Raw genomic sequence first — 11606 nt, 5'->3', positions numbered from 1 at the left:
GGCACCCATCTCGGATAGAACGCCTATGGCATCCATACCAGACATCGAGATGGTGGACGCGGAAGACGAGTACATTCACGTCCGCTTTCGCGACCCCGATCGGTACGACGAGATTCGAACACCAGACTGGGCGGACAACCCGGCAGAGTCCGTTTCCGAGGGGAGCGAAGTACGAACCGGAAAAATCGAAGGGGAGGACGACTGGGAGGTCACGAGTGTCCTGATCAAGAAATCCGTCGGCGAGGAGAAAGCCAAAGAGCAGGCGCGCGAAATCGTCGAGAAGATCGAGTCGTAAACGCTGCTGTTTGCCGTATCTACGGAATCGTCACAGCAGACCGTCCGAGGCGGTGTAGGTCGGCCGGACAACGTCGGAGAGCGCCTCCAAAATATTCGGACGGCGCTGACGATGAGGGGATTCCGCTGCGTCAGTGGTCGGCTTCGTGAGGGTTGAGTTCAGTCCCGTAGTTCTCGACGTGGTCGGTGTAGTCGATGAAACGCGGCGCGTCCGGGTCGAACGGTCGTTCGAGCGCCTCAAACGCGTTCTTTTTGTCCCACGACTGGAGTCCGCCGATCGCCGAGCGGTCTTCGAGGTCGTGATAGTCGAGGTCGGGCGCTGCGTGCTGCCACGCGTCGAGACCGTGCTCGGTGCGGACGATGACGCTCGAATACTCGTCCGAACTCCCGACCGAGCCGACCGTCACATCGGCGGCGTACCCGGTGAAATCCGCACATTCGTCGCACCCCTTCAGCGCGGCCCCGTGAAAGTTCTCGATGTCCTCCGCGAGGAGCTGTTCGCCGTCCTCGTCGTAGACGTACATGTTTCCGTCGAGCACGTCGAGTTTGCCGATCTCGTCGGGGCTGATGTCGCGTTTCGCTTCTAATTGCTCGCCGATGAGTTTCCGATAGTTGAAGTTCTTCGTACACATCAAGGCGATCGTGTACTCGACGCCGCGCACGCCCGCGTTCTGGGACTGGTAGTCCCACTCGAAGTCCTGGAGCGCGCGCACACCCTCGATTTCACACGGCGTCCCGACGAGCGCGAGCGAGAGATCCTCGTGATCCTTGTCCGGGAGTTTGTGCTCCCACTGGGCGAGGTCCAGGTTTCCGAGCGCCATCGTCTGGTTGTAGAAACTTCCCGCGTTGTCGATGACTTCCTCGGGGGTGGTGGCAAGGAAGCTTTCCGCCTTCCAGGCCTCCTCGTCGCTCTCGGTGGCGATGAGCGCGCCGTCGATTTCGCCGGCTTCGAGCAGGTGGATCAGCAGCGAGGAAACCACGCCGCCGTCCTGTGCGCCCTCTCGCCAGTTCGCTTCGACACGCGCGGAAAACTCCGTGATCGGATCGCCAGCGCCCGAGACGTTGTCCTCCCCACCGGTGATCTTCCACTGGCGCTCGTAGCGCAGCCCGCCGCGCGGACAGAAGTCCCAGCAGAGCGAACAGCCGGTGCACATCTTGACGAGTTCCGGCAGGCCGTCGTCGCCGATACCGATGGAATCGGAGGGACACGCGGCGACGCAGGTGCCACACTGGATGCATCGACCCTCGTCGATGACTGCCGTATCGAGTTCCATAAACCACGTCTTGTCGTCGGGCGTCTCGATGTCGTTCATCTCCGAACGGATCGAATACCCCGGCGTATCGACGGCCGCCCCATCGGGAACGTTGACGCGCTCGTCCGGCGACTTCCCGTCTCCGCGTTCCACGTCTTGACTCACGCCGTCGGCGGGCCGAGTGAACTCGATATCGCCGAGGCTGCCGTTCTCGTCGACGTTCGCCGCCGGTGCACCACCGTCAGCGATGGCCCCCTGGTCACCCGCCGTGCCGTCCGACCCGCGTGCACCGCAGGTACACTGCCCGTCAGTGCAGCGTTCGTCACCGTCTGTGCCATCGGCCTCGTTCGTGGTGTGCCCGGTCTGCCGACTCGTGTGGTCGTTACCGTTGCCCGGCGGACCGCTCGTGCCATCGTCGCTCACGTCGGGGACTCCCGGTAGCGGCCGGTCGCTCCCGTTCTCTCGCTCAGTCATCGGCGGCGACACCTCCGGAAACGTTCGCATCAGCCCGTTGCATGACCGCCCGAAGCCGGTCGTTATCGACGCGTCGACACCACTCGTAGAAGCGCTCGCCGTCGCGGCGGTCGTCGGTGTAGGCCGCGAATAACCGCTCGAGAGCCGGAATGACGGCGTCGGCTGGGACAGCGGTCTCGACCCAGTCGACGAACTCGTTGTCGATGCCAAGCGAACCGCCGAGACCGACGTCCATGCCCTCGACGATGGTGTCCCCTTCTTCGTTGGTGCTGTGCTCGTCGTCATCGACCTGGACGGTCTCACCGCGGAACCCGATATCCGCGATCTGGGGCTGGGCACACGAGGCCGAACAGCCCGACATGTGCATCCGCACCACGTCGAGGTCGTCGGGGGTGTCGATACGGTCGTCGAGTTCACGTGCCCACCGCTTGACGCGCTTTTTCGTCTCGATGATGCCGTAGTTGCAGAACTCGCTGCCGGTGCAGCCCACCGCGCCGCGTGAGAACGGTCCGGGGTCGGGCTGGTACTCCGCGGCGAACGGTTCGGCGAGCAGGTCGTCGACGTTCTCTTCGGGCACGTGGGTGATGAGGAAGTTCTGGTCGGTCGCCAGCCGAATCGTGGTGTCGTCCGTGCCGTACTTTTTGGCCGCGCGGGCGGCCTCGACCAACTCGTCGCCCCCCATCCGGCCCCCAACGACGTTGAATCCGACATAGCGGAGGTCGTCGTTGCGCTGCTCGTGGACGCCGACGTGGTCGCCGGTGTACCCTTCGGTGAGGTCCTCGCCGCGCGACCGGAGGGGAACGGTAGCACGATCTCGAATCGCCCGCTCGAAGTTTTCGGGACCCATCTCCTCCACGAGGTAGCGCATCCGGCAGACGCCGCGGTTGTGCCGATCGCCGACTTCCTTGAACACCTGGGCGACGGCGCGACAGAACTCGACTGCGTCTTCCGGGCGAACGAACACGTCGAGAGGTGAGGCCATCCGGGGGCCGTCCGAGAGCCCGCCGCCGACGCGAGCGTGGAAGCCGTAGTAGCGTTCACCGTCGATTTCTTTTCTGGCGGGGGTGAGACCCACGTCGTTGATCTGGGATTGGGCGCAATCCTCCCGACACCCCGTGATCGTTAGTTTGAATTTCCGCGGGAGGTTCGCGTACTCCCGGTTTTCGGTGAAGAACTCGGACACCGCATCGATAACCGGTTGCGCGTCGAAGACTTCGTGGTGGTCGAGACCCGCCGCTGGACATCCCAGAACGTTGCGCGCAGAATCGCCGCACCCCTGAATCGTCGTCAATCCGGCTTCATCGTACTTCTCCCAGATTTCGGGTACGTCTTCGAGTTCTATCCAATGCATCTGGAAGTCCTGTCGCGTGGTGATGTCCACGAACGCGTCGCCCCAGAGGTCGTTCTGCTGTGCGCCGCCGAACTCTTCGGGTGCGGTGGCGTATTCGTCAGCAACCTTGCCCACGACCGCAGCTTGCTCGGGCCGCAACGCTCCGCCGGGAACCTTCGTGCGGACCATGAAGTAGCCGCGTTGCTTGCCGTGGCTGTACATCCCGGCCCATTTGAGGCGCTCCCACTCGCCGTCGCCGGCGCGGTCTTCGATCTCGTCGAACGAGAGACCCTCGTTCGCGTACTCCTTGACGTCCTCGATAATGTCGAGCGGGTGTTTTTCTTGTTTCCAGTGTTCGACTGTATTCATTGGTATTCCCCTCTGGCTACTAGCTACCGACGAATCCTGGGAACGGCTCTCCCAGCGAACTAGCACAGGATAGAAGGGTTTGAGTGTGATTGTCTCTCGGGATACGGCGAGACCTGACGATACTCGTCGATTGCGGTTGAAATTGCTGCTGACTACGAGATGACGACAGCCCTCACATCGATACTGTGTGGTACTTGCCACTGTCCGGCTGGATATGGCCGTCTTCGCCCCGTAGGCATTATCCACATCGTTCGTCGGCTGTTCCGATACCAACTGTACATCTAGGGACATCTTCCCAACTGGCTGAGAAATTCCGGTTTCGGAACCCTTGAGAATCACCGTTAGAAATGTACTCCATGGCTCGCTCTCGGCTCTTTGCCTCCCTCTGTGGACTCGTCTTTCTCGTTAATCTCGCCAGAATCATCTTCGCCCCACTTCTGGACGTTTTTATCGCCGAGTTCCCGATCGGGGAGGCGACTGCTGGGCTCATCGTGACGCTCGCGTGGGTCGGCAGTGCGTCACTCCGCCTTCCGACGGGGTGGCTTCTCACGAAGGTGCCGCGACACTACGTCGTCATCGCGTCCGGTGCGATTCTTGCAGTCTCCGCTGCCATCGCGGCGACGGCGACGACGCTTCCGCATCTCATGGTCGGTGCGTTCTTCATGGGGATGGCTTCCGGCGTGTATTTCGTCTCGGCGAATCCGCTTTTGAGCGAGTTATATCCGGAGCGCATCGGACGCGTGATGGGCATCCATGGGGCCGCCAATCAGCTCGCCGCGGTGATCGCTGCGCCGTTCGTCGCCCTCACGGTCCTCGTCGATTGGCGGCTCTCGCTGTGGGCCATTGCCGTCGGCGCTGCGGTGATCACGGTCTACACGTGGATCGTCGCGAGTCGGACCGAGATGCCGAGCGCGGGACAGGCCGACCGTGATTTCGTCGCCGGCGCGCTTTCGGAGTGGCGTATCATCGTGACGGCACTGGCTATCGTCGGACTGGCCGTCTTCGTCTGGCAGGGAGTGTTCAACTTCTACGAACTGTACATGCAGTCGAAGGGACTTTCCGATAGAGCGGCGGGGGCAATGCTCACGATCGTTTTCGCCGCCGGCGTTCCGGCGTTTTACTTCGGCGGCGATCTGGCCGACCGACTTCCGCACGTCCCGTATCTGCTCGGTATCGTCGGGACGTTTTCCGCGACGCTGCTCGTGGTGACGCGACTCGAGAGTCTCCCCGCGCTCGTCGCGGGTTCCGCGTTCATCGGCTTCGTCGTCCACATGTTGTACCCGGCCGTCGACACGTACCTTCTCGATACGCTCTCGGACTCGACGCGAGGGAGCGCCTACGCCGTGTTCAGTTCGATCTGGATGTTCTCGCAGGCGCTTGGCTCGTCGGCCCTGGGAATCCTCCTCGAACGAGGCTACGCCTACGATACGGTGTTCAGCGGCGCTGCACTCTTTCTCGGCGCGACGATCCTCGTTCTCGTCCTCTTCGAGCGGACGGATCGCCTCCCGAGTTAACGCGGTTTTCATTTTCATCTCCTGCACTCGGCCCCTGAACCCGGCTCCTGAACTCGACTCTCGAGTTCGGAATCAGCGCCGAACTCTTCCGAACAGTTCGTAGTCGTGATCGGGGGTATACCGCCGGAACAGCAGGCTGTTCGACAGCACGGACACACTGGAGAACGCCATCGCCGCCGCGGCCAGTACCGGTTGCAACAACCCGAGCGAGGCCAGCGGAATGAGCGTCGTGTTGTAGCCGAGCGCCCACACGAGGTTCTGTTTGATCTTCTGGATCGTCGCATCGGAGATGCGAATCGCCTTCACGACGTCGAGCGGGTCGTCGCGCATCAGCGTCACGTCGGCGGCCTCGATGGCGACGTCGGTTCCCGACCCGATGGCCGTCCCGACGTGCGCGACGGCGAGCGCGGGAGCGTCGTTGACCCCGTCGCCGACCATCATCGCCTGCCGGCCGTCGGCTTGAATCGCCGCGATCGCGTCGGACTTGTCCTCGGGGAGCACCTCGGCCCGAACGTTCTCCGGTTTGATCCCGACCCGTTCGGCGACCGATCGAGCGGTCCGCTCGTTGTCGCCGGTGATCATCATCACCTCGGTCCCGCGCTCGGAGAGTTCAGTGACTGCCGCCCTCGCGCTGTCTTTGACGGTGTCGGCATCGGCGACGACGCCGACGAGTTCACCGTCGCTGTCGTTGTCGTTCTCGCTGCCGTCATCACCCTCAGGTTTGCCATCGCCGGTTCCGGCCGGCACGCGAGCGACGAGCATCGCGGTCTTGCCCTCGTTCTCGAGTCGCTCCATCGTCTCGACGGCCGGCGAGGGGTCGATGCCGTTGTTTCGCAGGAGCCGTCGGTTGCCGACGAGCACCTCGTCGGAGCCGACGGTAGCACGAACGCCCTGTCCCGGGACATTTTCGAACTCGTCGGGCTCTGCGAGTTCGAGCCCGCGCGATTTTGCCCCGTCGACGATCGCCTGGGCGAGCGGGTGCTCGCTGCCGCGTTCGGCCGTCGCCGCGAGCCGGAGTACGTCGCCTTCGGTGAGTCGGTCCGCGCCCGCTACCCGATCCGCCGGCGGGTCGTTCGGATCGCTCGTCTCGCTCGCCTCGCCTGCTTCACTCGCGTCACTCGTCTCACTCGTCTCACTCGCGAGACCGCCGTCGACCGCCGCCTCGCCGCCGTCCGCCACAGAACGACTTTCTCCGTCTACCGCGACGACATCGGTCAACTCCATCTCACCCTCGGTGAGCGTCCCCGTCTTGTCGAAGACGACCGTATCGACGTCTTTCGTCCGTTCGAGGATATCGCCGCCCGTGAACAGGACACCGTTTTTCGCGCCGATGGTTGTCCCGACCATCGTCGCCGCAGGCGTTGCGAGCCCGAGCGCGCAGGGACAGGCGATGAGCACCGACGACGCGAACACGACGATCGCGAACTCGAAGACCGAGACGCTTCCCCCGGCCGGTGCCGGTCCGCCGGCGACCTGGCCCCACAGCGGGAGCCAGTCGACGATCCCCGCCAGCGTTTCGGGGAACAGGAACCAGACGAACCCCCAGAACAGGGCGTTCGCGATGACCGTCGGGACGAAGTACGCCGAGATCCTGTCGGCGAGATTCTGAATGTCCGGCTGGCGGGACTGGGCTTCCTTGACCGTCTGGACGATCTGCTGGAGCGCCGTCTCGCTGCCGACTTTCGTCGCCTCCACGACGAGCACCCCGTTCTCGTTGATCGTCGAGCCGACCACCTCGTCGCCGGGTTCCTTCTCGACGGGGACCGACTCACCGGTCACCATCGACTCGTCGACCGCCGACTGTCCATCGACGACCACGCCGTCGGTCGGAACCTTCTCGCCCGGGCGGACTTTCATCCGGTCACCGACCGTCACCGCGTCGAGCGACACCTCGGACTCCTCGCCGTTCTCGTCGACGACCGTCGCCGTCTCGGCTTCCAGTTCCAGCAGCGCCCGGAGCGCGTCGCTGGCCTGGCCCTTCGAGCGAGCCTCGAGATAGTTCCCGAGCGTGATGAACACCAGGATCAACGCCGCGGTGTCGAAGTACAGACTCCCGGCTAACAGCCCGAGCAGGACGACGACGCTGTACACGTACGCCGTCGACGACCCGAGCGCGATCAACACGTCCATGTTCGCCCGCCGATTCTTCACGAGCGCCGTGTACGAGTTCTCGTAGAACTCTCGCCCGAGCACGATCTGTACCGGCGTCGCGAGCAGGAACTCGATCCAACCGAACTCGATGCCGAATACGGTATCCGGGAGCACCGTGCCGCCGAGCAGGAACTTCTCGGCGATGAAAAAGAGCAGCGGTGCCGAGAGTACGGCTCCGAAGAGCGTCAATCGGAGTTGACGTTGTATCTCCGCTTGCCGAGCGTCGTCGCGGCGCTCCTGGTCCGACTGCTCCCCGTCGTCGTCGCGGACGGGCGTGTATCCCGCGTCCTCGACCGCATCGTAGAACGACTCCCTGGACGCGTCCGCCGGATTGAACTCGACTTGCGCCTCGTCGGTCGCGTAGTTCGCCTTCGCGCTGATCACGCCGGGAACGGCTTCGAGCGCGTCCTCGTTCGTGGCGGCGCAGTTCGCACACGTCATGTCCGAGATCCCGACCGAAGCGGTCGCACGCTCGGCGTGGTAGCCGGCGTCATCGACCGCGTCGTATAGCGTTCCAAGCGACACCGCGTCGGGATCGTATTCGACGGTTCCGTCGTCGGTGGCAAAGTTGATGTTCGCCGCCGAGACGCCGTCGAGTTCTTCCAGGGCGTCGGTGATCGCCTGCGAGCAGTTCGCACAGCTCATGCCCTGGATTTCGAGGTGCGTGGTTCGGGTGTCCATTATCAGACTAGACGGGTGCCGTACTTACCCGCTTTTCTGATAGCAATCCAAAGGTGACACCTAGAGATTCTTTGGAATCCTAAGCAGCTAGACGCCCTCCTCGAGCCGGTCGTAGCGCTCTACGAACTGGCTTCGACAGGACGGACAACAGAAGTGATACACCTGCTCGTCGATTCGAGTCGATTCCCCCTCGCTGTCGACGGTGTTGCCACACTCCGCGCACGTAAGCGCGAACTCGGTTCCGCCGTGGGAGGGATGCCATTCGGCGTCGTCGATCAACGTCACCGTGTAGTCGACATCGTGGCCGTCGAACAGGCCATCGAGCCACCGTCGGACGTTTTGAACCTGTGCGCGGGCGTAAAACCAGAGTTCACCGTCGGCGGTGACGAACACGTGTTCGACCGCATCGGCTTCGCCAACCCGATCTTTGCAGTCCTCGACGTCGCCGCTGACAACCGTCGCCTGGACGAATACCGGAACGCCAGCTTGTAACTGAGAGCGGTCGACGTCGACGGTAAAGCGATTGATCACCCCTGCCTCTTGGAGCCGCTGGACGCGATCCGACACCGCGGGCCCAGAGAGACCGACTTCGGCGGCGATGTCGCTGAACGGTCGTCTGGCGTCCTCGCCGAGGAGTTGTAGGATCTCGATGTCGGTTTCGTCGAGCGTTCGCATAGCTCGAGTTCGGTCTCGAGACTCAATACGCCGTCGGTTAGACTTTCGAAGGCAAATTCGATACGCCATTTCACTTTGGATTCTAACGTCTCCTGGTCCTCCGGCCGGACTGCAGTCCGCTCGCCCGCCGAGAGATCGCGGGACTCGGTCCCCGAGAAAGAGAGTGGAAAAGAAGACCCCCGAGAAAGAGGCAGAGAGACAGAGGCTCTCGAGCCGAGGAGACTGCGGGCCCGTGCTCACGACGGGCCGACGTATATGGGTCACTCGGTAGCAGTGTGAGTAATGGGTCTGCTCGAGAACCTCGCGCTCGTCTTCGTCGCCGGGCTGATCACGGCGCTGGCGACGGGCATCGGTGCCCTGCCGTTTTTCTTCTTCGAGTCGATCAACGACCGCCAAAACGTCGTCCTCTGGGGGCTCGCCTCGGGAATCATGCTCGCGGCCTCCGTGTTCGGGCTGGTCGATGAAGGACTCGCCGAAGGGGGACTCGTCGACATCAGCATCGGCCTCGCCGCCGGCGTCGTGCTCGTCGTCGTCGCTCACGAGTTCATCGTCGACGCCGATATCGACCCCCGGGAGTACGAAGAGGCGGATTTCAGACGCCTCGTTCTCATCCTGGGTGTGCTCACCGTCCACAGCTTTCCCGAGGGCGTCGCCATCGGCGTTTCGTTCGCCGATCTCGGCCTCGACGGCGGGTTCGAGTTCCTCGGCGTGACGATCCCGCTGCTGGCCGTGTTCATGACCGTTGCTATCTCCATCCATAACGTGCCCGAAGGAACGGCCATCTCGATTCCGCTCACGTCGCTGGGCGTCCCGAACTGGAAGCTTGTTTGGTGGGCGGTCTTTTCGAGTCTGCCCCAGCCGATCGGGGCCGTGCTGGCCTTCGCTTTCGTTCGCGTCGCCCGCGAGTTCCTCGCCGTCGGCTTCGGCTTCGCCGCCGGGGCGATGATCTACCTCGTGCTCTCGCAGTTCGTCCCCGAGGCGCTGTCGATCGGCACCCGACTCCCGAACGGCGGCAAACCTGAACTCGTCGGCGGGATCGTGCTCGGAGTGGTGCTCATGGCTCCGCTAGCGCTCATCTGAGCGGTGACTGTGATCGCTCGGGCCGGGCGGCGAGCGTCAGGTCGACCGTCTGTTCGCCTCCGTCCCGGAGGACGGTCACCTGAATCGAATCCTCGGGACGCGTTTCCAGTGCGAGGTATCCCGCCAAGTCCTCGAACGTGTCCATCGCTGCTCCCTCGATTTCGAGGATAACGTCGCCGCCGACGGGGATGCGAGTTCCGTTGACGGATCGGATCGAACTCGGTTGCAATACGCCGTCCGCCGGCCCGCCTCGAGTCGTCTGGACGACTAACTGCCCGCGAGAGTCGTGCATACCGTTTGCCTCGGCAATCGACGGCGTCACGTTTTCGAGCGAGACACCCATGTAGGCGTGGTCGTACGTTCCCGTGTCGATAAGCCGGGGGACGACGCGCTGTGTGAGTGCGGCAGAGATGCCGAACGCGATGTTGTCTCCTTGCTTCGAGTTCACGACGCCGAGAACCGTTCCGTCGAGCGACATCAACGGCCCGCCGCTGTTGCCCGGGTTCACCGCAGCATCCGTCTGAATCGAGTCGGGGATTCGGTAGCCGGAGGGGGATGGAATCAATCGATCGGTGCCGCTGATGATCCCCGTCGTCACCGTTCCATCGAGGTTGTACGGGTTTCCGATGGAGACGACTTCCTGTCCGACCACGGGCGTGTCCGCTACAAAGGACAGCGGGCGTGCCGAATCTGGTACGGACTCGGCCCGGATAACGGCGAGATCGCTGTGTGCGTCCGTTCCTCGGACGCTTCCGTCGCTCCAGGCTCCATCGGAGTATCGTAGTTGGGCCGTCTCCGCGTTTCCGACGACGTGGGCGTTCGTGACGACGTGGTCTTCGTCGTACTGGAATCCCGTTCCCTGTCCGGTCTTCGTCTGAACCAGCACGACCGAGGAGATCGTCTCTCGGTAGACCGCCGTGTAATCGTTTCCAGCGGCCCGCGGTTGTGTCTCCGATTTGGTCGACTCCGTCGAGGGATCGGATTGTGATGGATCGTCCTCGGCGCGAAAGAGCGACGAACTACAGCCCGAAAGTCCGGTTGTGAGCGACACGCTACTGAACGCGAGAAATCTCCGACGTGTGGATGTCTGCATGGACATCTCGATCTCGAGCTACGGTCCCGTTCGTTGTATATATTAGGCTCTGTTGAACTCTCTTGATTCGATACGTTGCTGAAACAGCCGTTAGGTAGATGTGCGACGGGAGTGCCGGTCTTGTGGTGTCCAAATGTATTTCTTAATACGTGCAATACTATGCCGAAGTTTGACACCGATCTATGCGTCTTGGTTGGAACCCCACTTTTTTGGATACATTGGCTGTTTTCCGATGAGATACTTTCTCTCCGGCAGTAAATCGCTTCATATTTGCTAGAATACACCACCTTTGTCCGGTATTGGTGAAGCCCTCTCTGAAAAATCGTTAGTACGGTGCTTACTACTGTAGATAACGGGAAATACGGTCGTTCTCTCTCATTTTCCGACTGCTTTTTCTGGGTATTATTTCGACATAGTATTGCAGATAATAATCCATACACTATCCGGCAGCCTTCGCTGAACGCTTCGTAATCGCGACTGTGGATAGTGAGCGTCTCTTCATGGACCGCCGAGTTCTCCGAAGCGACAAGAAGCGGGGCGTTTGTAATTTCGTGATCCACGGTAACGCTGCAACGTTCCAGCGGATCGGGGTCCTCGATTTCGTTCCACTACGACGAGTTCAGCTCTAACCTGAGTGAGGAACGCGCTAGACCGGCCAGTGACGGCGGGCTACGGGTCTCGACGGAGCCTGC

8 protein-coding genes are annotated in these 11606 nt (G+C 62.4%); 3 read left to right on the top strand and 5 right to left on the bottom strand.

Annotated features, from left to right (window positions below; genetic code table 11):
- The first annotated feature begins 25 nt into the window (after positions 1–25).
- The gene (locus tag C480_RS20580; RefSeq protein WP_049904132.1) at positions 26–295 is read left to right on the top strand and encodes a hypothetical protein; all 270 of its coding nucleotides are present in this window, start codon (positions 26–28) and stop codon (positions 293–295) included.
- Positions 296–425: 130 nt separating this feature from the next.
- On the opposite strand, the gene C480_RS20575 is transcribed toward C480_RS20580, so the two are convergent.
- A complete protein-coding gene (locus tag C480_RS20575) occupies positions 426–2021 on the bottom strand; it encodes a Coenzyme F420 hydrogenase/dehydrogenase, beta subunit C-terminal domain (RefSeq protein WP_049904148.1) in 1596 nt (531 codons plus the stop codon).
- Entirely contained in the window at positions 2014–3720 is a 1707-nt protein-coding gene (locus C480_RS20570) for a nitrite/sulfite reductase (RefSeq protein ID WP_006667589.1), read from the bottom strand. Before C480_RS20570 ends, C480_RS20575 begins: the two co-directional genes overlap by 8 nt.
- Before the next feature lie 356 nt (positions 3721–4076).
- Here C480_RS20570 and C480_RS20565 point away from each other — a divergent pair, with 356 nt between their 5' ends.
- Complete coding sequence (locus C480_RS20565; protein ID WP_006667588.1) at positions 4077–5234, top strand: MFS transporter; 1158 nt, start codon at positions 4077–4079, stop codon at positions 5232–5234.
- A gap of 72 nt (positions 5235–5306) precedes the next feature.
- Here C480_RS20565 and C480_RS20560 read toward each other — a convergent pair whose 3' ends face one another.
- Both C480_RS20560 and C480_RS20555 read right to left on the bottom strand, forming a co-directional pair.
- Complete coding sequence (locus C480_RS20560) at positions 5307–8066, bottom strand: heavy metal translocating P-type ATPase (RefSeq protein ID WP_006667587.1); 2760 nt, start codon at positions 8064–8066, stop codon at positions 5307–5309.
- Between the two features lie 87 nt (positions 8067–8153).
- Positions 8154–8741: an AsnC family transcriptional regulator gene (locus tag C480_RS20555; RefSeq protein ID WP_006667586.1), complete on the bottom strand. Its 588-nt coding sequence runs from the start codon at positions 8739–8741 to the stop codon at positions 8154–8156.
- A 282-nt stretch (positions 8742–9023) separates the two neighbouring features.
- Here C480_RS20555 and C480_RS20550 point away from each other — a divergent pair, with 282 nt between their 5' ends.
- Complete coding sequence (locus tag C480_RS20550) at positions 9024–9821, top strand: ZIP family metal transporter (RefSeq protein WP_006667585.1); 798 nt, start codon at positions 9024–9026, stop codon at positions 9819–9821.
- Here the strand turns inward: C480_RS20550 and C480_RS20545 are convergent.
- A complete protein-coding gene (locus tag C480_RS20545) occupies positions 9814–10914 on the bottom strand; it encodes a S1C family serine protease (RefSeq protein ID WP_006667584.1) in 1101 nt (366 codons plus the stop codon). The two genes, C480_RS20550 and C480_RS20545, sit on opposite strands and share 8 nt — an antisense overlap.
- Between the last annotated feature and the right edge of the window lie 692 nt (positions 10915–11606).

This window comes from Natrialba aegyptia DSM 13077 (assembly GCF_000337535.1).
Taxonomy (GTDB): Archaea; Halobacteriota; Halobacteria; order Halobacteriales; family Natrialbaceae; genus Natrialba; species Natrialba aegyptia.
The sequence above is the reverse complement of the archived record's forward strand: the minus strand, read 5'-3'. Positions and strand labels throughout refer to the sequence as shown.